Here is a 23,213-nt window from a genome sequence, read left to right as displayed (position 1 = left end):
CGGATCTTAAACCCTCGCTTCGTGAAGCCGTTCAAAACCCCTTTCATGGGCTCTTTCCAGCCCAAGCCGAAGTATCATAATACATTAAATAAAGGGATTTAACATATAGATAAGGTAAAATAACTAGATGATGATGATCGATCATTCGGAATTTCACCTCAAGAGACAGGAGGAGGTTCGTGAGGTATGACCCGTTTACTCATTGGGAAACGGATCGATAACAAAGCCAGACAGTATTCTTGACCGAATCAATGAATCGAACGAATTCTACTTCGGTTGCTCGCTTTGATTCCGATTGCTCGGTACGCCAATCCGCTGTATTCGCGCGACAAATATTCAGAATAAATGTATGATCAATCAAATTTTATAATTAGAAGTAAACACTATCTTATAATATGTGTGCCGATCAACGATTGTAGTTCAGTTCTGAATTCCAACTAATGTCAGACCAGAAAAGAGAACTTTCGGCATTGCTCTCGAGTGCGGCGCTGGTCATGGTCGGCGGCATCGTGAGTACGGCTGCGAACTTGGGCGAGCGAATCGTTATCGGACGACTCCTCTCTCCCGACGCCTACGGCGAGGTGAGCGTCGGTCTCGCGCTGTTGATGTTCGCTCTGACGGTCGCGCTCGCCGGCTGTCCGCAGGGTGTCTCGCGGTATATCCCCCGGTACAAGGCCGTCGAAGACCGACGCGGGGTCTGGCTGAGCGGCGTGATGATCACGGCTGGATTATCGGCGCTGTTCGGCGGCGCGATGTTCGTCTTCGCCGACGCGATCGCCACACAACTATTCGAGACCAACGAGGCGGTGTCGTTCGTCCGGCTGCTGGCGATCGCAATCCCGTTTACTGCCAGCTTCCGGATCGCCGTCGCCGCGATTCGGGGATACGAGAACACGATCTATCGGACGGTTATCCAGAACTTCCTCGATCCATTCCTTCGCATCGCGTTGATCGCCCTCTTGATCGTCGCAGGTATGGGAATCGTCGCGGCCGGTGCCGCCTACCTCCTCGCGGCCGCGCTGACGCTCGTCGTCTCGCTGGTGTTTCTCCAACGGCTCATGCCCCTTCGGGGCAAATATCGGACTCATGTCCGGGAACTGTTCACCTTCTCGCTCCCATTGGTCGTCTCGAGCGTGATCGGTGTCCTGCTCATCCAGACGGACACGTTGATGCTCGGCTACTTCCGCAGCTCTTACGAGGTCGGGCTGTACAACGCTGCGTACCCGCTTGCAACCGGGCTGACAGTCGCGCTGTCGGCGTTCGGTTTCCTCTACCTGCCGATCGCCTCGCGACTCGACGCCGACGGTGAGCATGATGCGATCGACGATATCTACGCGACCTCGACGAAGTGGGTGTACGTCGTCACGTTTCCGCTCTTTCTCCTGCTGGTAGTCTTCCCGCAGGACATGATCTCGCTGTTCTTCGGGGCGTCGTACACCGACGCTGCATCGGTGCTGCCGATCCTCGCCGCTGGCTTCTTCCTGAGCGTTGCCGCCGGCCGAGACCGGGAGACCCTCTCCGCGGTCGGCGCGACCACTTGGATCGCCATCGGGAACGTCGTCGGCCTGGTGGTGAACGTGGGGATCAACCTTGCGCTCATTCCCCGGTATGGCTTCATGGGCGCTGGGATTGCGTCCGTCACCTCGCTGGTCACTGTCCACGTGGTCATCTGCGGTATCCTCGCGTTCAAATACGGCATCACGCCCTTCTCACCGGAGGCGCTTCGGAGCTACGTTGCTCTTCCCTTAATTTTGCTGCCGATCGCGGCAGCTCTCTCCTCGTGGGCCACACTCTCGCTCCTGACACTGCTTCCCGCCCTGATCGTTGTCGGCCTCACATCACTCGTCATCGTCGGCCTCGTCGGTGGTCTCGAGCCGGATGACGCCGTTGTGATCGATCTGCTCGAGGATAACACCGGCGTCACGATTCCGTACGTTCGCCGCTGGATGCCTGAGGACGACTCGAACGGCGAGAACGTCGACTCCCTTTCTGCCGATTGAAAGAGGAGCAGCACCACTCCGTGCCTCGAGCCCAGTACTGGCAACGATGGCACTGAGAACGCGCCGCGCGCAGAAATAGCTCGAACCGAGCGTCCATCTCAGTTGGAGAGTTGGCCCGGCTGCTTGCGATCCAGTGCGGCTTCGAGCATCGCCTCGAGATCGCCGGTATCAACGATCATATCGTCGTCGGGCCGCTCACAGTCGAGATAGCCGTACCAGCCGCCGACCTGCTTCGCGAGCATGAAATAGATCCCGTTGATCCGATCGTTTGGCATGAATTCGATGACAGCGATGTCATCGGTGTGGATGAGATCCGTCAGTCCAGCCCCGTGAGGTGCGACGATGCAGTCGGCCTGAGCGAACAGTGCGATCGTCTCCTTGACGCTCATCTCTGTCAGCCGGTATGATTCAAACCCGTACTCCTTGAGAACACCCTTGACAGCCTCGTCATTGATAACGCGGCGCGTCGCCGCGTCACTGCGGCTGATGTAGACCCGGTCTGAGAAGCGCGATGTGTCGACGCTTTCGAGCGCCCGCTCACGCAACTGGTCGCGGAGCCACCCATGGGAGAACGGGGATGGGTTCGGTGGGTTGATCTCTCGGCGCATCGACGGCACGACGAGCCGATCGACCGTACAGTGGGCGGCGCGCCAGTTCACGAGGTCGTCCTCATCGTAGTCGAGCAACTCGAGCGACTCTCGCTGGAAGGGGTTCAGATCCGGTCCGACGATTAGCTTCGGCTTCCGGCCGGTCTCGGCCACGTACTGTTCGACGCCTTCTAGGCGTGTCAGCGACTCTGCGACCCAGTGGAAGTAGCCGTCGACCCAACTGTGGTGGAGCAGCACCGCCTCCTCAAGCTGCTCGCCGGTCCCATTTCCGGAGAGGACCCGCCGAGGTGTTTCCTGAATCGATTCGATTATATTGAGGGTCTGAACATTACGACTTACCGAGGCATCTCCGATGTACTTCGAACCAGTAAGCGCCAGCGGCGGTGAACCGACGAGCCGCACGTCGGAGACCGTTCCGACGAACGGTTTCGAGATCGGATGTGTGCCGATCCAGCGGTTCATGTTGGGGAGTTCGGTGGTGTAGGCGTCGGGCTCCGGAACGGTTACCGACTCGAACTCGCCGTAGTCGATCATCGATCCGTTACGCTTGGCGCGGTCGTACAATTCGTCACGCGTAACGCGATTGTATTTCGATCCAGTGATTCTGGTCGCGAATGGAAACCAGCGTTCACCGAGCCGGCGACCGAGTGATTTCACACTCATTATCTTGAGCAACTGCGACCCGACCCTTTACTATGACCGCGTTTACGAACCTTTGAGGCCGTTCCGTCGTTATCGGAGCAGCGGTCGATATCGTATACGAGACCGAACGCGCACGCCGGAAGCACAAGTCGACCGTCGAACGCGACCGCTTCCCCAGCACGCTACTGTCGACCCGGACTCGTCGGGGTTCGGCTTTCGACGCAATGAGAATCGATGAGTTTGCGGAGAGTGGTACGGACAACCATGATATTCAGGGAAACTACACTATCGTGTTTCCCTGACCATAAAGCGAACACTGGTTAATACAATCTTACTCGGCAGTAAGTCAGGAAAACAGGAGTGTATGCGTAACCGAAATAGCGAATCTGACCAAATTGTCGATCGACGAACGTATCTAAAGGGGGTTGCGGGCGTCGGTGCGACGATCGCTGCGAGCATGGGTGTGGCTGCAAGCGACGGCGATTACGACGAGGTAGTCGTTGATGCACACGACTCCGTTACCTACCGCGTAGGCAGCGGCGAGACACTCGAGAATCTGCTGATCGACATCTCCGCTCCGCACGCGAAGTTCTACATTCGTGCGACCGGTAGCGACTGGACCGTCCGCAATGTCGGGATCAAGGGGACGTGGGACGACGATACGAAAGAGGAGCCGTTCATCGTCAGCGTCAACTCCGGTGGGACCGGTCGCGTCGAGAACTTCTACTGGGCTGACGGAACCGCGCCGTTTGACGAGCAGACGACCTACGGCGGCGCGGCAACCGGCTGTTACGTCAGCAACTCCCACGCCGGGACGCTAATTATGGAGAACCTGAATCTGCAGGGTTTCTCCGATAACGCCGTCTACGGCTCGTCGCCCGGCGACCTGCCCAGCCATTCCAGCGGCCGCGGCGGGCAAGGTGAGGTCATCATCCGCGACTCCTACGCAGCCGACTGTGCGCCGGCTGGCTTCCGACTTGGTTCCGATGGATCGTATCTCGAGAACTGTGTCGTCACCGACTGTACCCGCAACTACTGGGGCTTCTACCATGACACCGAGGTCATCGACTGTGACCTGAGCGCCTCGACGCAGTTCGGTGACATCGTCGTCAGTGACGGACATTGGCAACACGATGCGACAGTGACGGCCACGAACACATACTTCGAAAGCACCGGCAGCCACAGCTCGGGCGCCCAAATTATCGGCGAATCGGCTGATCGGACGCCCCGAACCGAGCCCGACGAGGTCGAGGGCGTACCGCTGACGCCAGAGGAGGCGGCGGCCGGCTCCTCGAGCGGCGGCGGATCGCCGCCGAGCGACGGTAATGATGGAAGCGATGACAAAGACGAGGCCGACGATGACATCGATGCGGACGAACACCTGCTCGCGTTCGTGACCGAGCCCGACGCCCGCTATGCCGAGTACGAGTTCACGGCTGACGGCCCGGTCGAAATGACGGTGGCGCCCTACGAGAGTCCATCCGGGAACGAAATCTCGAGTAATTCATCGAACGTCACGGTCGAGAAGGCGGACGATGTTTGGCACACCGAGGGACTGTCCGGCGGCGGCTTCGGCGACGCGTTCCTCGTTGACGGCCCGATCACGGAGATAGATATCGAACAACCCGACGTGATGTGGGTTGAACTCGACGGCGAAGAAATGACTGTCGAGGAAATCATCGAGGAGACGTCCGAGGGTGGTGAGGACGATGACGATGATGACGTCGAAGAGAACCTCCTCGCGTTCGTGACCGAGCCCGACGCCCGCTATGCCGAGTACGAGTTCACGGCTGACGGCCCGGTCGAAATGACGGTGGCGCCCTACGAGAGTCCATCCGGGAACGAAATCTCGAGTAATTCATCGAACGTCACGGTCGAGAAGGCGGACGATGTTTGGCACACCGAGGGACTGTCCGGCGGCGGCTTCGGCGACGCATTCCTCGTCGACGGTCCGATCAAGGAGATCGACATCGACCAGCCGGACGTAATGTGGGCCGAACTGAACGGCGAGGAGATGACCGTTGAGGAGATCATCGAGAAAACTGCCGAAGACGCTGACGACGAGGACGAGACGGGCGACGGCCCGTCTAACGCGATCGTCATCGATGCGACCGGAACTGATGACTCGGCAGCCTACTCGTTCGAAGTCTCCGGCGAGGTCGAGAAGTCGACTCATCGGGACTCGTCGATCGAGGACAGTGACATTATCGACGGCAACAAAGTCGAAGGTTCAGTCGACGACTCCCGTGACGCCTACTGGTTCAGCGGTGACATCGTCGATTTCCACCTGAACGGGAACGCATACGTCGACGTCGAGTACGACGCTCGCTAAGTCCCGAGTACTGATACTTCCGGACAAAACGATGCACACACCGATCGCACTCGAGACGCTGTCGCGGAACGCGACAGGCGTCGAGACGCGATCGGGTGTTTACTGACTTTTGTCCGGTAGTATGACTCCCGAACGCACCGAAGTTCGCTACCTTTTCTGCGCGTCGCTGGCTCGAGAGCGACGGCTTCGATAGAGATTCGTGTTATTTCAGTGATCCCGATACCTTCTGGTATGCCGATTTCGCGAGCGTCATCTCAAGTCCCTCCGACTCGACCACGTAGTAGGGTCGCAACTCTCCGTTGAACTTCCCCTTGTACTCACAGAGTCGTTCGGTGTTCGCGCCGACGAGATCGTAGCCCGTCACCGACTCGAGTTCGGGATCGGTGACGAGATCGTTTAAGATAACACCGTGGAGAAGGTTGTTGACGCTGACGTTCTTGTAGGACGCAATGACACCGCCTTGCCAGTAGTAAGCCAGGTCGTTCGAAAACAGCGTGATGATGCCACTCTTGTACTCTCCGTCGGGCGTGCGCGCGACGTAGACCCGCCAGCGGTCGTCGTCCAGACCCGAGAGCAGGTCGCGGAGGAACAGCCTGGACATGGGCGCGGTATCGTCGTACTCTTCGTACTGTTCGACGACATCGTCGTAGATCCGAAGTGCCGAATCGATCCCTTCGGTCTCGATCGTGAGATCGAGATCGTCGTACCGTCGCATCTCGTTTCGAAGGCTCTTGCTGAACCCACTCATCGCGTCCTCGAGGTCGGTACAGCCCTCGAGATCGACGACGTACGTGAACTTCGGCTCGATCGAGAACTCGTTCCATCCATACGGCCGCGGGTCCGTATACCCTACCGGACAGGTCATCCGGAACAACGTCGAGCGTTTCTCAATTTCGAGATCGTCGATGACGCCTTCGGCGAGCTCGCTGTTGATTCGCTCCCATTTCCGACGCTTCGGACTGTTCGGATTGATAAGTGGACCGAGTCGAGGGACGCCGAGCGAGACAGGCGGGGAAAAGACCGTTCGACCGACTGCCTTCTCGTCGACGAACACCGGCAAGAGGCCGACGGCTTGCTGTCCTTTGAAGGCACCGTACAGCCGTAATTCGCTGTCGACGTGGTTGTCGAGGACAGCCAGTGCATCTGGATCGTGAAACACTTCAAACCCGGAGTTTGGTAACGCCGAGTCCCACTCCTCGAGCGTCAGTCGTTCGATATCCATTTGCTTCTTCGTGAGATGACTATTCGTTTTGTTATCTCGTTGTTACCGGAAGGTAACGACGAGTGAATTGATCCGAGACCGAAGGGATCTTCGAACGAACAGGCCAGATGACCAAGAGTGAAAATCGAACTTCGAAATGGCGACTCAACCCTCGAGCGTCGATAGGATCCGATACCAATCCGCACTCGCGTCGTCCATCGAGAACGACGAGCGGACGGCTGTCGCGTTCGTCGCAATGTGCTCCCGGAACTCTTCGTCCAGGCACCGTTCCATCGCCGCAGCGATGGACGTCGGTTCCCGATTCGGAACGACGAGACCGTTGTGGCCGTCGGTGACGACGTCCGGAACTGATCCGACGCGTGGAACGATCGGTGCGAGACCCGAAGCCATCGCCTCGAGCATCGCAAGCGGCAGCGCATCGCGACGCGAGGTGAGCACGAACGTCTCGGAGCGTCGATAGTACGACTGTGGATCGTCGACCCAGCCGGTGAGATCGACACGGTCGGCGAGCCCTGAACGCTCGATTTCGTCGATGACCTCGGTTCGGAGCTGCCCGTCACCGACCATCGCTGCCGTGAATTCATGACCGTTTGCATCGAGTTCCGCGAGTGCCCTGACGAACCGAATCGGATCTTTCTCCTCGCCGAATCGGCCGACCCAGACGAAATCGTAGTCGGTCTCGACGCCGTCCTGAACTGGCCGATACCGATCGATATCGATCGCGTTCGTCAGGATTTCGATTCGGTCGGGCGAGACGCCACACTCGGCGAGTCGCTCGGCGTGGTCGGAGCCAGGAACGGAGACCGCATCGAACCGTCTGAACGCCCATTTCGGGCCGGCGCTGTACCACTGTTGGGCGTGATGGTCGAGATCGATCCCGATGATCCCCAGATGTGCTGGATAGCCGTAGACGGCTTTCAACACGAGCGCGTAGAGCCCGTACGGAAGCAGCGAGATCGACGCGACGGCGTCGTATTCGTTTCGATACCCCTCGTACAGAGCGACGAAAAAGAGGAGTACGACCCGGAGGATTCGTGGCCCGATTTCGGGGACCTGAACGTAATTGGCGTCGTCGATGTCGCTGGTCGGATCGAGACAGACAAGTGTCGTCTCTTCGGCGACGGCCGCGAGCGGTCCGTAATGACGTTCGTGTTTGTGTCCTAGGCCAGTAACAACGAGTACGCGAGCGTCCTGGGAACAGCGTTCCCTCTCGACTGGATCTCGCCACCGCGATCTCGAATCGATCGGCTCGTGGTCTTCCTGCTCCCCTTTCGTTGCTGTTGACTCGTTCGTGAGCGGACCATTGGAATCCGCCCGTTCCCCAGCAGTGCGGCTCATGACTGCAGCGTCGCGGATCGATCAGCACGGACTCGAGTCCAGGACTGCGAGTCTTGACACGCCAGCAGAAACTCCGACATCGCATACGACATCCATCCCTGACACCACCGCATCAGCGTCACACGCTTCGTGTGGTGGCGGTGTTTCCGAAAGTAGAACTGGCCGTCTTCGACCTGCAGGTTCGCGAGCACCCACCGGAGGATCCGCTCGGCGAACTCGAGGTCGCCCTCGCGCGTAAACACTAGTAGTCCCTGCGTGCTGGCGTGGATGTCCCGTGGATAGGCGTTCGATTCGTCGAAGTTCGGTGCGCCGTCGAGTTCGAACAGTTCCTCGCGATAGAACTCGAGGGCGTCGTCGAGTGTCTCTGTGTACCGATCCGCGTCGACGACGTCGCGATATCGCTGGAAGGACTCGATGATGAATCCGTTGTGGTGGCTGTCCATCGAGAGATGGGATGCATCCGCCGGGAGTCGGTAGGGCCAGCCGCCGATATCGGTCTGGTGGGCGGCGAGATGGTCGAGGATCTTCGTTGCGCGCTCGCGGAGTTCGTCGTCGCCGAAGTATTCGTAGAGATCGACGAGCATCCCTGCGCCGAGCGCGGCGGAATTGAGGGTGTAGGAGTCCTCGGGGTGGTTCATGTGGTAGTCGATCTTTGCGCCCTCCTCGACTTCTCGGTAGTTCAAGTCCTCGACCAGAAACGAGGTCGCCGTTCGCGCGATCTCGGCGTACCGTTCGTCTAACTCCGCGGCACGCAGCAGTGCTTTGACTGCGAACGCGGTCGAGACGATGTCGGGATCGCTCGGCACCCCTTTCGTATGGAGATGCTGCATCTCGTGGCGGTGGCCGCCACAGAACCCACTGTAGCCAGTGACACGTTCTTCCAGAAGCCAGTCGGCGAGCTGTTCGGCTTCGTCGATGGGATCGAAGTCGAGCGTGCGGTCGCTTCCACGGTGGCTCGCCAGTTCGTGATAGTTGAGGTTGGCCATCGTAAACAGTGCGGCCCCCTTGTAGTTTCGCCGGTGCTCGACGCGCAACAGCGGTCTGACGTCGACCGGTGTTCGCTTGACGACTTCCTGTACGGCTAGATTGAGAAATCGGTTTTCGAATGGAAGCCGTTGCAGGAGCTGGCTACTCATTCCGTCTCCGTAATCCGGGCCGGTGTAATCCCGGCGGCGAGCGTACTCGAGAGTCGAATCGAGCGTCGAGAAGTAGTAGTCGAATTCACGAGCATGCGCCGCTGTCTCGGCCTCTCCGTCCGGTTCGACGAGTCCATGCGGTTGCATCTATCCAGTTTTCAGGACATATTCACATTATTATACGCTCGCTACCGGTCTCGCCCTCGAACTGTGAGGATCGGACGGTTTCGAGTCGCTTGTTCGCACTGGTCGGTATGAGCTAGATAACAAACTCACTCTCTTTGAAACCATCAGTACACAAGAGGGTGCTGCTCAGCATGAAATACCTGTTTTTCACGAATACCCCGGCGCACGTCCATCTGTACAAACACGCCGTCCAACGGTTACGTGACCGTGGCCACGAGACGCTCGTCCTCGCTCGAGATTACACCTGCACGACGGATCTACTCGAGTGGTACGATCTCCCGTACGTGACCTACGGTGCGTGTGACACCTCGAAAGGGTCGCTTCTGAGTCGGCTGCCGGCTCACTACACCCGCGCGATCCGCCACGCTCGGAACTACGATCCGGACCTCGTCTTCGGGATGGGGTGTTATGCGGCCCACACTGGCGCCGTCACCCGGACGCCGACGGTCCTGCTCATCGACTCCGAGCCGGCGTCGTTCGATCACACGATCTCGACGCCGTTTGCGCGTGCTGTCCTCACGCCACATACCTTCCGAAAGGATCTCGGGGATCACCATTACACGTTCGCCGGGTTCAAGGAGTGTGCGTACCTCCATCCGGAGATCTACGAGCGAAACCACTCGATCCGAGAGCAACTCGGACTCGAGAGTGACGAACCGTACGTCATTCTCCGGCTCAACGCCTTCGGATCGCAACACGACGTCGGCAAACGGGGGATCACGAGCGCCGATCGGCGTCGTATCGTCGAGCGACTCAGCGAGAAGGCGACGGTGCTCGTCTCCGACGAAAGCGGTGACGTCGACCTCGAGTCTCTCCCTGCTCGATCGTTCGACCTCCATCCCGCACTAATGCACGACGCCCTCGCCGAGGCCGAACTGCTCGTCGCCGACACGCAGACGATGGTCACCGAGGCGGCGCTGCTCGGGACGCCGGCGATCCGCTCGAACTCGTTCGTCGGGGACGACGATATGGGTAATTTCGTCGAACTCGAGAATCAGGGGCTGATCCACAACGTTACGTCGGCCGACGAGATCGTCGAGCGATCGGTCTCGCTGCTCACGGCCGACGACACTCGCGAGACCTGGCAACGGCGACGAACCGAGTTCCTGCGGGATACGGTAAACCTCACCGACGTAATCGTCGACGTGGCGCTCGTCCAGGGCCGTGTCGCCGACCTCGAGGCGCTTTATCAGTTCGGCCAGCCGCCCGAACCCGAGCCAGCGAAACCGATCGGTGTCGGCGGGGACTGATCGGACGTCGGACTGATCGTGAAGTCGCTGCTGTAGCCGTGAGGTCCGTGCGCTTCTCTCGAGACCTTCTACGCTTCATCGACAACAGGGGGACACCCCCGTCGCCGCTGTAACGGCCATACTATTGGGGTCCGGTGCCCGATCTAACGAGCAACAGCATTCGCCTAGAACAGCGTATCCCAGCCTTCTTACCGCGGATTCCTTCACCTGTGAACTCTATTTCGACCTTCACTCAGCTACCACATCAGCGTTTGCTCGAGTTTCCCGTGACTCAACACAACTCACGAAGCGACCTTCGGGAAGTACCGACACTCTATTCCAGTGCTCTGGCTGCCACTGTTCTCCAGTCCAACAAACCGCACACCAAGTGGCCGCCTCACAGAATACGCACTCGAGGTTGCACTACCGTTCGACGTAGTTTCTTCCCTCTTCGATCGATCAACAGCAGTTCCAATGGGTACCCCCCGTTCTTTCTCACTTGGTTTTTGCCGTAACAGAACCCCCGAATCGGGAGAATTCCTGTGCTGGAACGCCTCTACAGAACGTATGGCATCACCTCGTCGAAAGAGCAGTGTTACAGCAAACTCAAATCTGCCGTAACACCGTCCCGTCTGGCGTTTTTCGGATAGCACGTTCGGGTTCCACGGTCTGTGCGATGATTCTCCCGGGGAATGCTGTACAACGGCTTCTCGACGGATCTAGACAGTGCCTGAAGCGAGCATCCACACATGAGCCGACCATTCAGGATTGGAATCCTCGAGTTTCCACGAATAGTCGGCGAGTGCCTCACCGACGAGCAGATCCTCTTGTAGGGTTCGATCCTACATCGGCGAGACAGGTATCTCGTTTTGAGTCGTAACCGGTATTGTTGATCGTCCCCTGTCCCGGTCACGTGGTGCGATTATTCGTCGGTTCTTCGCACTGCCCACAGCGCAGCCAAGAGGAGCATCACGAGCGCCCCCAGAACGCCGAACCCGGGCATCGGGAACTCTGATTCGGACTCGGACTCTGGCTCCTGTTGCTCCGCAACGGTCACGGCCTCGAGCGAGGCGACCTCACCGGTGAACTGATACGTCGCGCCAGACTCGTCGCTCACCGTCGTCTCTCCTTCGATCCACTCGTCGCCGTCCGCTCCGTAGAGTGCAACGTCTTCGGGCTCGAGTCCGTGTTCCTCGAGGAGGGCCGCGTCGACGCTGACCGTTACGGTCGCCGATCCGTCCTCTATTTCGTCACTGGTCATCGTCAGATACGATAGTGATTCGACGCCAGGTGGTGACGCCGGCAGGTCCGCTGGCTGTTGGTTTTCGAACGCGATTGTCCCGGAGCCGTCGACGCCGGTCACCTCGACTGCTTCGAAGGTAGCGTTGTCGGCCGTTCCGGACGGTGGCTGCAGCGCGATTTGGTCGTCGGCCGCTGCGCCGTCGATACTGGCGGTAATTCCGTCGTCCGTTCGATCGTACGTCACCGACGGATCACCACACGTGCCGGTTCGAATCGTGACCGGCTCCTCGAGCGATGGGAGAGTCGTTCGGTCGGGATCGTCGGCGTCACCGGAGAGGACCTCCCAGTCCTCGAGTTCGCCTTCGTCGTAGAAGTCGGAATCGGGGTGGTCGTGGTTCTCGTGCGTGATGCGGGCATCCTCGTTGAACGCCGGCTGTATCGTCACGCCGAACTCGTCGTTGAGTCCGCCCTGGATCGCGCCGCCGCCGGTTCGAGCGCCACGCCAGATCCAGGATGCCTCGGCCCAGCCGTCGCCGCGGTGGAACTCGTCGATGTTCGTCTCGGCGGAGTAGTTGTCGTTCTCGACGACCCACTCGGATTCGCCGGGGAGACCGACGATATCGAACGTTACGTAGCCGCCGTCGGAGTCTCCCTCGAGCTGGTCGTGGACCATGACGAGACTCATCCCGTCGGTTCCTTCGTGGAGGAAGAGGATGCTCGTCTCGTCTTCCTGGAGATGTGTTGTGCCGTAGGAACTGTACAGTCCTTCGGGTTCTGTGTCGTGGTTTCGATAGTCGTAGAACGACTCGACCGTTTCGCTAGTCGACAACGGTTCGATCTCCTGACAGACGTCTCCCTGCTCGACGACGTAGCTGTCTGCCGACTGTGTACTCAGTTGTGCGTCCACGTCGGTTTCCATCCCAGTCGGCTGTGCGACGCCGGCAGTCCCACTGACCACCAGCAGAAAAACGATTGCGACGACGGACAGCGAACTCCTCCTCATGGCCACACCGTAAGCCTCCGCCCGTCCCGAAGATTCGTTTCACTCCGAAAACCTATGCATTGAACCATTCGCGTCTCCATACCCCGTTGTTCTATTCAGACGACTTTGTTACGATTCCATTTCCGTCGTACTGTACTGACGATCACGAGAGCTGTGACGAGACAGCGACCGTCTCGAGCGCCGATACCGAACTCGACGGACGGTACGACCGTGGACGAGTCACGGGTACGTTGCGTTATCGGACGAGAAACGAGTTCGGGAGTAATGACTGTCCTAACTGAACGACGTATTCGGTAACCGAGAAGTAACAATACCGGATTCAGTTGAACGCTCGATAATTACCAGTTCCAATGAAAGACATTCTCACCAAACCGGTTGCTGCCCTGCGGCGGCGAAACAGCAACCTCGTCGCGAGCGCTCCGGTCGACTTGTTCGGTGTTGCCGCGTTCGTCATCGGTGCGGCTGTGTTGTTGGCGGTCGTCGACGTTTCGTCGACGGTCGCTCGAGCAGCGGTCGGGTTTCCGCTGTTGTTTCTCGTTCCCGGATACGTCACCGTCTCGCTGCTCTTTCCGCGAGCGGCACCCGTCTCGGACACCGAGTCTTCGCTTCGGATCGCACAGGTACGACACGTAAGTGACGTCGAGCGTGTGGCCCTCTCGTTCGGTTTGAGCGTTGCGCTGCTTCCCCTTCTGGGGCTGGCGCTTGCAGTGACGCCGTGGGGCTACACGACCGGTGCCGTCGTCGGAACGGTGAGCTGTTTCGCGCTAATCACTGCCACCCTCGCAGTCGGCCGACGGCTCGCCGTCCCGCCCACACAACGGTACCAGGTCGAGTTCGGACGCCGACTCAGAGTTGCTCACAGCGCGATCTTCGATACGAAATCGACACTCCATACCGCCGTCAATATCGTCCTCGTCCTCAGCATTCTGATCGCGATAACGACCGTCGGGTATGCACTCATCGCTCCACAACAGGGCGAGGAGTATACGGATCTCCAACTGCTCACCGAGAACGAATCGGGCGAACTCGTCGCTGCTGACTATCCGAATGCGCTCGAGTCGAACGAGACGGCGACGGTCACCGCAGCGATCGAAAACCGAGAGGGTGAGTCGACGGAGTACACGATCGTCGTCCAAGAGCAATGGATCGACGACGGCGAGGTGCTCGAGCGAACGACGACCGACAGTACGGAGGTCACGGTCGCAGATGGCGAGAACGAAACCGAAGAATTGCAGATCACGCCGACGGCCGACGACGGAACCGTTCGGTTCTCCGTGCTACTGTACGATGGGTCGGTTCCCGACACGCCGACGAACGACAACGCGTATCGTGATACCTACTTCTGGACTGACGTGGCCGAGTCCACTGAGACGGCGTCGCAAATCGATGGTGATCTCGACGTAGACGACGGTGACGAAGCCGGTGATGATGAGGAAGCCGACGACGATGACGAGACTGAAGAGGAAGCCGACGACGATGACGAGACTGAAGAGGAAGCCGACGACGATGACGAGACTGAAGAGGAAGCCGACGACGATGACGAGACTGAAGAGGAAGCCGACGACGATGGCGAGGACGACGACTGACGGTGACCGCTGACCGGATCGAAGCGTCGATGTCAGTTACTGCGAGACGATTCCGGACTCTCATACTGCCGGACAGCAGTCGCTGAAGAGATTTTTCCGGGCTGGAGCGGCGACTGCTCACAATGGTTTTGTCCGGCAGTATAAAACGCGATAGCGACTATAGCCTCACTCTAGTATCGGGCCGTTCCACGTCGTCCGTTCGCTGTAGTTCGGTGTAGAGTTCACGTGGCGGACCAACCCACGCGCCGAGCTCGAGCGCTCGCTCGACGAGCTCCCGATACAGCGTGCGGTAGCCGGGGAACTCCCGTTCGTTGAAATACCGTGGATGCCAGAGCACGGTCATCACGGCGTCGTTTTTGGCTGCTTCCATCAGGAGGCGGTCACACGTTTCGCGTGCATCCTCGAGTCGGGTTCCCGGATTCGGGAGTGCCTGCTCCATGATCGTCAGCGGGAAGACGAGAAACTCGTCGTCGAACGGCCGTACCGGCCGATATCCCGCGTGGAATCCACATTCCGTTCCCGAACCGAGACTCGTGTCGTACTCGAGACCGATCGCCCGGTGGTGGCGCCACGTCTCGGGGACCGAGAGGTTCAGGTGGTGCTGTCGACAGCCGACGACCGGTCGCTCGAGGACGTCTTCGAGTGTCGTCTTCTCCTCGCGCAGTCGCGTCCGATCGTCCGCGGTGTGATACGAGCCGTGGAGCCCGACTTCCCAGCCGCCGTCGTCGAGATCACGAACGGCGTCGACGATCTCGGGCGCGGTGATATCGTAGCGACCCAGGTGCTGGACCCAGTTTGCGGGCGAGACCCAGTCGCGAACCGGCCGTTCGGCGAGCAGATGCTGTTCGTTCAGGAAGTAAAACGCGGAGCGAACGCCCAACTCGTCTTCGAGGGCCATGATCTCCTCGAACTGCCAGTAGGGGTTCGCCGACGAGAACACCGTTCGGAGGTGATATCCCGGCCGTCCCTGTGTGGCGTAGTACAGCGCCCGCAGCCCCTTGTAGGGACGATCGACGTCGTGGGTCAGACAGAGCGCGAACGTCGAATCCCCCGGCAGCGGCGATCGATCACGCGGGAACTCGCTGTATCTGGGATCGCCCGTCGCGGTCGATTCATTGATCGTCTCGTCACCGCGGCTTTGCGAAGGCGATTCGGTTCTATGGCCCGTCTCGTTAGTCATCGTGGCTCCTCGCTCGTTCGAATCGGTTGGTGACTCGAGCCGATACCGTGGTGCCTGGTCGTCGTGTCGCCAGTATATTGACGGCCCGTCTTGCCGAGACCGATTCGAATCCCGTTTCGCGGTCGATGAGGACCGGATCCTGACTGCACTGTTTCATAGTCCGATTGATCGTTTCGATTCGGTAGCGACACGATATTAGTAAATAATCGAATAACGGAGAGTCAGGATGAGATAGTGCATTCGATCAGTGATATTTTCGGACCGATTCGGACTTCCGGACTCGAGTAACGAAGCCGACCGTCGCGTCGAGAATCACCGGGAGCGCGAGGGCGGAGACGCGGAGCCGTCGGTCACGGGGATCGAAACATCGGATCGATGTATCGCTTCGGCTCGAACCGGTGTCGAAGGGACCGAAGCCGCCGTCTCGTGGACTCATCGTCGTCGCTCCTGAGCGGAACGGTCGTTTCAGTCGGTGCCGCCTGATCGTCGCTTTGCTGATGATTCGACGAACACACGGTGGACTTGACGACTGCGCTCGCTCCGATCGCTGCCATTCCAACCCCGAAGAGCACCTGGGTTCGTGACATACTTTCACATGTCGTATGTGCGAGAGCGTCGTCCATCGGTGACCGTCCGTGTCGACACCCACCGCAGCATACGTACGTGAACCACACATCACTGGTATCCTTAATTATAGTGTGGTTTACGTGTATGTAGCACCGTTCGACCGAACACAACGAGGAAATAACACCTACAGACACTGTGTGGAAAAATTATGACTTGACGTATTACTGAGCTAACAATATTCGAGAACAGTCGACACGAGCACTCTCGGAGTAAATCCCCAGCGTTTGCCCTGGGGAGAACGTCATTCCATGTAGCCGAGCCCCTTCAGTCGATCTTCGACGTCGTCGAAGTCGTCGTCGACTTCCTCGCCGCGTTCGGTCTGTGTGACTGTCGTTCGTTCGACTTTCGTCTCTGCCGGCGAGGCGTCTTCGTCGAAGGCGTCGAACAACACTCGTCCGTCGGCGTTTTTCGGCACCGGTTCCCCGATACCGTGGAGCAGTGTCGGCGCGATGTCGACGACTCGAGCACCCCGTAGATTCGCTCCGTCCTCGATCGATGGACCTCGACAGAGCACGATGCCGTCCTTGCCGTGGCTTGCCGCGTAAGTACCGGTGTCGCCGGTCGGTTCGTCGGTGAGGCCGTTGCGCGATTCGTAGACGCCCCGGCCGTTGACGATCAGGTCCGGCGACCCGTCGTCGGTCGGGAACAGTTCGTCGCCGTCGAACACCGTCAGCATCGCCTCGCCGTCGTCGTCGGTCACCGACTCGAAGAGGTCGGTGAGTTCGGTCTTTAGGTCAGAGACCTGGCTCGGCTCGACGACGCCGCTGTCGAACCGCTCGGTGTCGTTGATGTATAGACAGCCAGCGCCGTGGACGAACGCGACGGTCCGTTCGTAGTCGACGTCGTAGAGGGCGTGGTCGCCGGGGATCTGCTCGGCGACCCTGTCGACGAGCGAGCGGGGCAGCGTGTCGACGATCTTCTCTTCCGAGATGCCGACCCGATCGAGCGCGTCCGTGATTCGGTCCCGGGAGATCCCAAGACTCGAGAGCGCGCCGCGGGCGCCTTCGTCTTCCTGTTCGTAGAGGTAGCCATCCTGTTCGAGAATGTGATTGACGTAGACGAGTTCCTCGAGCGGACCGAACCCGTGGTCCGAGACCGTATAGAGGTCGGCGTCGTGGTCGTCGGTGTAGGCCATCACTTCGCCGAGGATATCGTCGAGTTTCTTGTAGTGGTCGAGCAGCCGGTCCATATCCCAGACGAGATGTTGGAACCGGTCGGGTGCGGTAAAGACGAAGAAAAACAGCTCCCAGTCGTCGCCGGCCTCGTCCATCTGCAGTCGCATCACTTCGCGGCGCTTTGCGAGCATCTCGTCGACGGCCGTCTCGAACTCGTCGAGTCGACCGGCGTAGTCGGGGTAGTCGAGGCTGATCTCGTAGTCCGGAACGCGGGATTCGATCTCAGTTTTGAGTTCGGGTGGATGCGTGTACTCCTTTTCCGTCGACGGCGTCATCATCCCGGTTACCATCGTGCCGTCGATCTCCTGGGCAGGGTAGGTCATCGGCACGTTGCCGACGTGGGCAGGCGTGACCTGCTCCCACAGCGTCGGCTGTTGGATATCGTGGCTCGTATACATCTCGTGGGTGTAATCCGACGAGAGATTTTGAAAGCCGTAGACGCCGTGTTTGTCCGGCCAGACGCCGGTCGCGATGGAGGGCCACGCCAGTGGTGTCGTCGCTGGCTGTGTGCTCTCGAGGATACCGGCGGCACCCTCCTCGCGCATCCGGGCGAAGTTTGGGAGTTCGCCCTCGTCGCTCCATTGTTCGATGAGTCGCCACGGAACACCGTCGAATCCGAGCACGAACGCTCGCTCGGCTGTCGGGGTAGACCTGCTCATGATTGGATAGGTGTGACGTCGGAAACGCCTGCTGTCCGTGGAATCCCGAGATGACCGCTTTGTTATGGGGAGATTTCAGGGAACCAGATCGCTGTATTCGGACGATTCAGTTGGTTTTCTGTCGGTTTTGTCGTCGTTACACCCGTATCGGGACACTCCAATGAGGGGTGTGAGCAAGATACATATACCCGTCGTTACGCCGACCAGCGGGACCGAAAGGAGATCCATAACAAAACCGGTCGTTCGACTGGATCGGGAGTATGAGACGCGCACATCGGGTTATGTCCGGTGGTGGGTGCCGTGGGTAGCGTCGTCCTCTCGCTTGATGCTGAACTCGGCTGGGGGTTTCACGATTTCGAGGACCCTCCGTCCGAACGGGTCGAGTCCGGTCGTCGTGGCTGGACCGTGATGCTCGAACTCTTAGACGAGTTCGACGTTCCCGCAACGTGGGCCGTCGTCGGCCACCTCATGCTCGAGGACTGTGACGGACGTCACGACGACCATCCCGCGCCGCCGGGCTGGTTCGAGCGTGAACGGACGTCCTGGGCCGACCGGGAGGAACTGCGGTTCTGTCCGGATCTCGTGACCGCACTCCTCGAGGCCGACGCCGACCACGAGTTCGCGAGCCACTCGTTTTCCCACGTCCTCTTCGGCGACGAACGGACCGATCGCGACCTCGCCGCCGCGGAACTCGAGCGTGCGACCGAACTCGCCGACGAGTGGGACCAGACCGTCGACTCGTTCATCTATCCGCGTAACGACGTCGCCCACCGGGACGTGCTGGCGGAGTATGGCCTCTCAGCGTATCGGGGCCGATCCCCACACAGAGACGGCGTCCGGGCTGTCTTCGACTCGCTCGTTCGCGATCGGTCACTGCTGGTCGACCCCCACATCGACGAGTACGGTCTGGTCGACGTCCCGGCGTCGCTGTTTCTCTTCGGCTTCGAGGGGCCCGCTCGGACCGTCGCCGAGTCAGTCTGGACCGATCCGATGCTCGAACTCGCCTGTCGGGGGATCGACGAAGCGGCCAGGTCCGATGGGATCTTTCACATGTGGCTCCACCCCAACAACTTGACGAGCGAACGCGACGACCGCCGGATGCGGGCGATACTCTCCCATCTCGAGCGGCGCCGCGCAGAGACCGATCTCGTCGTCGAGACGATGGCCGACGTCGCACGACGTGTGGGTCGATCACGCGGGATCGACGGCGCCGCGGGGACTCTCGATAGCCGACGAAAAGCGAGTCGGAACTGACACAGTCTGTTGTCGTCACGTCCCGCCGATCGCCGATCTGCCCTGGCAATCGGCAGGACAGCGGTACAGCAGTCCGTACGATCCGCCGCCGGTCGGAATCGTTCGAGACATCGATCGACCGTGTTGGCTCCTCTTGTTCGCGTGTATGGCGATGATAACAAAGCCCGCTCCCGGTCCGTTCTGGGACAGATGCCACCGACAGTTCTGGGCCGGTGGACCGACTCGAGTGCGCTCTCGCTTGGCGTACTCGGCGTCGGTAACATCGGCATGGTTCACTTGAAGTCAGCGGTCGCGATGCCCGACGTGGAGGTTCTCGCGGCCGCCGACGCGGTCCCGGCAAACCGTGACCGGGCCGAACGCGCCGGCGCCGCGCGGACGTACGACGACTACACGACGCTTCTCGAACACGAGGATCTCGACGCGGCGGTCGTCGCACTGCCGCCGTTTCTCCACGCCGACGCCGTCGAACGCGCCGCCGAGGAGGGGATCGACGTCTTCGTCGAGAAGCCACTGGCCCGCTCGACCGAGGAGGCCGACGAGTTACTCGAGACGGCCACCGACGCGGGGATCGCCGTCGGTGTCGATCACACGCTGCGCTATCAGCCGGACATGGTGGGGGTCAAAGACGCCTACGAGGAGGGGAGTGTCGGCCATGTTCCCTACGCCTCGATCACGCGACTCAACGACCACCCACTTGGTAAGCCACCGGCCGACGAGGCGCCGCCGGAGTGGCCGATGGATCCCGACACCGCCGGCGGCGGCTCGCTGGTCGAACTCGGCGTCCACTGTTTCGACGTCCTCGAGTGGCTGTTCGGCGACCTCGAGGTTCGAGACGCGACGACAGGACAGTCGCTTGATATCCCCGCGGAGGACGCCGCGACAGTCTTGCTTCGGGCGCCGGAGACCAACACCACGATCACACTCCACTGTGGCACCTATCAGTGGGAACAGCTCCCCGAGGTCAACACACGATTGCGACTCGAGGGCGTCACGGGCACGATCAGCAACAAGGACCACATCCCCGAGGACTTCTACGCCGGCGCGGCCCGGTCGGCGCTGTCGAACGTCGCGAGCCGGCTCACTGGTGGCGAGCCGGACGTCTTCGGCCCTACGCTTTACCTCCAGGCCCACTACGACGCACTCGCGGACTTCTGTACGGCGATTCGAAACGACGAGGAACCGCCGGTCGACGGTGCCCTCGGGCGCCGCACGCTCGAACTCGCCGAGACCGCCTACGAACTGGCCGAAACGAACGAGAGCGACGAACTCGAGACGCCGGAGGTGACGCCATGAGCGTCCACGTCGCTGGCGTCGACGCTCCCGAGCGACGGGGCGGCTGGACACCCGATATCGATCGCCGACTGGTGACGCTTGCGTCGCCGACTCGAGGGGTCCTCGAACCCTACGTGGATTCGCTGACGGCGAGCGATCGGCTCACGCTGGTTCCCGACACCCACTACCCCTTCCATCCGTCGACGGGGATGGTGACCGATCCGGCCGTCGTCGGATCGATCGCCAGACAGCTCGCCGACTGGACCGATGCCGACGTCGCCGTCGCTGGCGCGACCGACGATCGGATCGCCTTCGACCGAACGGCTGACTATCTGGGATATCCGGGAATCGCCGAGCGGTTCGATCTCGAACTCGTCGACCTCGCCGACGACGACCGGCAGAACGTGGTCGTACCCGTCGACGACGAGCAGGTGTCCGTGACGGTCCCCGATCGCCTCCTCGAGAGCACCGTCGTCGTCGTGCCGACGCTTCGACCGACCGAGGACGGCCCCGTCGCCGGCGGAACGCGAACGCTCGGTCGACTCGCGACCAGCGTCGCCGGCGCGGACGAGACCGCGATCGCGACGACGCGGGCTGTCGACCCCGCCCTCTCGGTGCTCGACGCGACGACTGTCTACAGCGGCGATCCGGTCGCGGCGGACGCGCTGTTTGCGGGCCCGACACCACAGGTCGACGCCGTCGGCTCGTCGCTGCTCGAGCGTTCGATCGAGTTGGATCCGGCCCTCCGACGGCTTCTCGACGAGGACATCTCCTCGATCACCGTCGAGAGCGTGACCGACGACGCGACCGTCGACCTCGCGTCGCTTCGCCGGCGGTTGCCCGATGGCGAGCTTCCGCCACGCGATGAGACACATCCGGCCGTCACGGCCGCCTATCGACTGTACGCCGCGGTGGCCGGCGACGCCGTCCCGCCACAGCTCGAGCAGCCACGATGACGGGGAACATCGCAGCCGTTACCGGCGCGACGGGATTTCTCGGCTCGCATCTCTGTACACAGCTGCTCGCGGACGGCTGGGACGTTCGTGGACTGAGTCGGCCGACGTCAGATCGGGGCGATCTCGAGGACCGCGACATCGAGTGGTACGTCGGCGACCTCTTCGACGGCGAGACGCTACGTGATCTCGTCGACGGCGCCGACGTCGTCTTTCATCTGGCCGGCATCGGTCTCTGGTCTGCGGGTCCCGAGACCGTCCACAGGGTCAACGTGGACGGCACCGAAAACGTCCTCGAGGCCTGTCGCGACCGTGAGATCGGCCGACTCGTCTTTACGAGCACGTCGGGGACGCGACGGCCCGACGGCGACGCCTCTTTTGCGGACGAGACCGACGTCGCCGAACCGATCGGCGCCTACCAGGAATCGAAAGCGATCGCCGAGCGACTGGTCGACGAGTACGCCCAAGCGGACGGTGAGGCCGTCACCGCCCACCCGACGTCGATTTTCGGTCCCGGTGACGAGGCGTTTACCGCCCAGTTGCTCTCGATGGGCCTCGAGCCGACGATGCCAGCGTATCTTCCGGGCGGACTGAGCATCGTCGGCGTCTCGGACGTCGTCGACGGCCTGTTGCTGGCTGCCGACCGCGGTGGCAACGGCGAACACTACATCCTCGGCGGCGAGAACCTCACTTACCGCCAGGCGGTTGCACGTCTCTCACATACCCTGGACGGCACACCCGCACGGATTCAGGTCCCGGCGACGGCGATCCACGCCGCCGGTCCAGTCGCCGAGGCAGCGAGTGCCGTCGCCGGCGTGCGGATGTTCCCGTTCGACCGCCAGATGGCCCAGTTAGCGACCGAGCGGCTCTTCTACACGTCGAAGAAGGCCCAGTCGGAACTGGGCTACGAGTACCAGCCGCTCGAGGCTCATTTACCGGAGACGATGGAGTGGTACCGAGAGGAACTGCAGTAGCGCCGCCCGGACGCAGTTCCAGTGGATTTTCGCTTGGGTTCGTACTGACAGGTTACTGACTCGAGAGGCCGTGGTCACGGCGAGTGGGCGCTACGGGATCTGCTCGAGCGTCAGGAAGAGCGGAAGCACGTGAGGGAATCTCCCGAGAGGTTCGGGTATAATCTCGCTTCATGGCTCAGTCCAAATTTCGCTGAGTTCACGACTCAGCCCGATTCTCGCTGATAGCAGCGCTGGCGCTCCTCGTCAGTCGTTTTCGTCGGTTGAGCCCTACCGGGAGCAACTGGTCTCCAACAGCTGAGTGGACAGACGGAGAGTAGGTTTCCGCTGTTCCTGTCCGTAACCCCCCGCCCGTGAAAGAAGGGGAGTAGGTTTCCTTTGTTCTTCTCTCTGAATCACCTTCTGTTCCTGCTCATGAAAGATAGCTAACCAATACTAACTTTTATATTTCCTTACCAAAAACAAGAGCCGTACTGGATCTTTTGAGGGAGCAATGGGAAGAATGACCGGCCGCGACCGGCCGCTGTCACCCGATTTGTCCACTGGTCCTTGTTCTGCGACTGCATTCGTTCTCTTTGCCGGTTTCCTTGGTCCCCAC

At 60.5% G+C, this 23,213-nt stretch carries 16 protein-coding genes; 8 read left to right on the top strand and 8 right to left on the bottom strand.

The window, feature by feature from the left end:
• Positions 1-440: 440 nt before the first annotated feature.
• Complete coding sequence (locus RBH26_RS19270) at positions 441-2,000, top strand: flippase (RefSeq protein WP_306760000.1); 1,560 nt, start codon at positions 441-443, stop codon at positions 1,998-2,000.
• Positions 2,001-2,098: 98 nt separating this feature from the next.
• Here the strand turns inward: RBH26_RS19270 and RBH26_RS19265 are convergent, their stop codons facing one another.
• The gene (locus RBH26_RS19265) at positions 2,099-3,142 is read right to left on the bottom strand and encodes a glycosyltransferase family 61 protein (protein WP_306759999.1); all 1,044 of its coding nucleotides are present in this window, start codon (positions 3,140-3,142) and stop codon (positions 2,099-2,101) included.
• 472 nt (positions 3,143-3,614) lie between these two features.
• On the opposite strand from RBH26_RS19265, the gene RBH26_RS19260 reads away from it, so the two are divergent.
• Positions 3,615-5,582: a hypothetical protein gene (locus tag RBH26_RS19260; RefSeq protein WP_306759998.1), complete on the top strand. Its 1,968-nt coding sequence runs from the start codon at positions 3,615-3,617 to the stop codon at positions 5,580-5,582.
• A 202-nt stretch (positions 5,583-5,784) separates the two neighbouring features.
• Here the strand turns inward: RBH26_RS19260 and RBH26_RS19255 are convergent, their stop codons facing one another.
• The 3 genes from RBH26_RS19255 to RBH26_RS19245 form a co-directional block, all read right to left on the bottom strand.
• Positions 5,785-6,804: a GNAT family N-acetyltransferase gene (locus tag RBH26_RS19255; protein WP_306759997.1), complete on the bottom strand. Its 1,020-nt coding sequence runs from the start codon at positions 6,802-6,804 to the stop codon at positions 5,785-5,787.
• Positions 6,805-6,948: 144 nt separating this feature from the next.
• A complete protein-coding gene (locus RBH26_RS19250; protein WP_306759996.1) occupies positions 6,949-8,142 on the bottom strand; it encodes a glycosyltransferase in 1,194 nt (397 codons plus the stop codon).
• The gene (locus RBH26_RS19245) at positions 8,139-9,425 is read right to left on the bottom strand and encodes an antibiotic ABC transporter permease (RefSeq protein WP_306759995.1); all 1,287 of its coding nucleotides are present in this window, start codon (positions 9,423-9,425) and stop codon (positions 8,139-8,141) included. The genes RBH26_RS19250 and RBH26_RS19245 overlap by 4 nt, the downstream gene beginning before the upstream one ends.
• Positions 9,426-9,595: 170 nt before the next feature.
• Between RBH26_RS19245 and RBH26_RS19240 the strand changes: the two genes are divergently transcribed.
• Positions 9,596-10,714 (top strand): DUF354 domain-containing protein, encoded by a 1,119-nt coding sequence (locus RBH26_RS19240; RefSeq protein ID WP_306759994.1) that lies wholly within the window; start codon positions 9,596-9,598, stop codon positions 10,712-10,714.
• Between the two features lie 901 nt (positions 10,715-11,615).
• Here the strand turns inward: RBH26_RS19240 and RBH26_RS19235 are convergent.
• Positions 11,616-12,938, bottom strand: a complete 1,323-nt coding sequence (locus RBH26_RS19235) for a PGF-CTERM sorting domain-containing protein (RefSeq protein ID WP_306759993.1) — start codon at positions 12,936-12,938, stop codon at positions 11,616-11,618.
• A 350-nt stretch (positions 12,939-13,288) separates the two neighbouring features.
• Between RBH26_RS19235 and RBH26_RS19230 the strand changes: the two genes are divergently transcribed.
• Complete coding sequence (locus RBH26_RS19230) at positions 13,289-14,524, top strand: DUF1616 domain-containing protein (RefSeq protein WP_306759992.1); 1,236 nt, start codon at positions 13,289-13,291, stop codon at positions 14,522-14,524.
• A gap of 157 nt (positions 14,525-14,681) precedes the next feature.
• Here the strand turns inward: RBH26_RS19230 and RBH26_RS19225 are convergent, their stop codons facing one another.
• From RBH26_RS19225 to RBH26_RS19215, 3 genes are all read right to left on the bottom strand, one after another.
• Positions 14,682-15,704 carry a polysaccharide deacetylase family protein gene (locus RBH26_RS19225; RefSeq protein ID WP_306759991.1) on the bottom strand — a complete coding sequence of 341 codons (1,023 nt, stop codon included), beginning with the start codon at positions 15,702-15,704 and terminating at the stop codon, positions 14,682-14,684.
• A gap of 244 nt (positions 15,705-15,948) precedes the next feature.
• Positions 15,949-16,140, bottom strand: a complete 192-nt coding sequence (locus RBH26_RS19220; RefSeq protein WP_306759990.1) for a hypothetical protein — start codon at positions 16,138-16,140, stop codon at positions 15,949-15,951.
• Positions 16,141-16,572: 432 nt separating this feature from the next.
• Positions 16,573-18,165 (bottom strand): alkaline phosphatase family protein, encoded by a 1,593-nt coding sequence (locus tag RBH26_RS19215; RefSeq protein ID WP_306759989.1) that lies wholly within the window; start codon positions 18,163-18,165, stop codon positions 16,573-16,575.
• Positions 18,166-18,456: 291 nt separating this feature from the next.
• Between RBH26_RS19215 and RBH26_RS19210 the strand changes: the two genes are divergently transcribed.
• From RBH26_RS19210 to RBH26_RS19195, 4 genes are all read left to right on the top strand, one after another.
• Positions 18,457-19,419, top strand: a complete 963-nt coding sequence (locus tag RBH26_RS19210) for a polysaccharide deacetylase family protein (RefSeq protein WP_306760001.1) — start codon at positions 18,457-18,459, stop codon at positions 19,417-19,419.
• Positions 19,420-19,608: 189 nt separating this feature from the next.
• A complete protein-coding gene (locus RBH26_RS19205) occupies positions 19,609-20,712 on the top strand; it encodes a Gfo/Idh/MocA family oxidoreductase (protein WP_306759988.1) in 1,104 nt (367 codons plus the stop codon).
• The gene (locus tag RBH26_RS19200) at positions 20,709-21,647 is read left to right on the top strand and encodes a DUF362 domain-containing protein (protein ID WP_306759987.1); all 939 of its coding nucleotides are present in this window, start codon (positions 20,709-20,711) and stop codon (positions 21,645-21,647) included. The genes RBH26_RS19205 and RBH26_RS19200 overlap by 4 nt, the downstream gene beginning before the upstream one ends.
• On the top strand, positions 21,644-22,618 hold the full coding sequence (locus tag RBH26_RS19195) for an NAD-dependent epimerase/dehydratase family protein (RefSeq protein ID WP_306759986.1): 975 nt from the start codon (positions 21,644-21,646) through the stop codon (positions 22,616-22,618). The genes RBH26_RS19200 and RBH26_RS19195 overlap by 4 nt, the downstream gene beginning before the upstream one ends.
• Positions 22,619-23,213: the final 595 nt, after the last annotated feature.

The sequence above is a fragment of the Natronolimnohabitans sp. A-GB9 genome (assembly GCF_030848565.1).
Classification (GTDB): domain Archaea; phylum Halobacteriota; class Halobacteria; order Halobacteriales; family Natrialbaceae; genus Natronolimnohabitans.
This window is presented reverse-complemented; position numbering and strand designations above follow the sequence as displayed.

Excerpts from the sequence above, each read along its gene's own strand:
- RBH26_RS19220 (WP_306759990.1), bottom strand. The coding sequence starts at position 16,140 with ATGAGTCCACGAGACGGCGGCTTCGGTCCCTTCGACACCGGTTCGAGC.
- RBH26_RS19245 (WP_306759995.1), bottom strand. The coding sequence starts at position 9,425 with ATGCAACCGCATGGACTCGTCGAACCGGACGGAGAGGCCGAGACAGCG.
- RBH26_RS19195 (WP_306759986.1), top strand. The coding sequence starts at position 21,644 with ATGACGGGGAACATCGCAGCCGTTACCGGCGCGACGGGATTTCTCGGC.
- RBH26_RS19225 (WP_306759991.1), bottom strand. The coding sequence starts at position 15,704 with ATGACTAACGAGACGGGCCATAGAACCGAATCGCCTTCGCAAAGCCGC.
- RBH26_RS19250 (WP_306759996.1), bottom strand. The coding sequence starts at position 8,142 with ATGAGCCGCACTGCTGGGGAACGGGCGGATTCCAATGGTCCGCTCACG.
- RBH26_RS19265 (WP_306759999.1), bottom strand. The coding sequence starts at position 3,142 with ATGATCGACTACGGCGAGTTCGAGTCGGTAACCGTTCCGGAGCCCGAC.
- RBH26_RS19255 (WP_306759997.1), bottom strand. The coding sequence starts at position 6,804 with ATGGATATCGAACGACTGACGCTCGAGGAGTGGGACTCGGCGTTACCA.
- RBH26_RS19235 (WP_306759993.1), bottom strand. The coding sequence starts at position 12,938 with ATGAGGAGGAGTTCGCTGTCCGTCGTCGCAATCGTTTTTCTGCTGGTG.
- RBH26_RS19205 (WP_306759988.1), top strand. The coding sequence starts at position 19,609 with ATGCCACCGACAGTTCTGGGCCGGTGGACCGACTCGAGTGCGCTCTCG.
- RBH26_RS19270 (WP_306760000.1), top strand. The coding sequence starts at position 441 with ATGTCAGACCAGAAAAGAGAACTTTCGGCATTGCTCTCGAGTGCGGCG.
- RBH26_RS19240 (WP_306759994.1), top strand. The coding sequence starts at position 9,596 with ATGAAATACCTGTTTTTCACGAATACCCCGGCGCACGTCCATCTGTAC.
- RBH26_RS19260 (WP_306759998.1), top strand. The coding sequence starts at position 3,615 with ATGCGTAACCGAAATAGCGAATCTGACCAAATTGTCGATCGACGAACG.
- RBH26_RS19215 (WP_306759989.1), bottom strand. The coding sequence starts at position 18,165 with ATGAGCAGGTCTACCCCGACAGCCGAGCGAGCGTTCGTGCTCGGATTC.
- RBH26_RS19230 (WP_306759992.1), top strand. The coding sequence starts at position 13,289 with ATGAAAGACATTCTCACCAAACCGGTTGCTGCCCTGCGGCGGCGAAAC.
- RBH26_RS19200 (WP_306759987.1), top strand. The coding sequence starts at position 20,709 with ATGAGCGTCCACGTCGCTGGCGTCGACGCTCCCGAGCGACGGGGCGGC.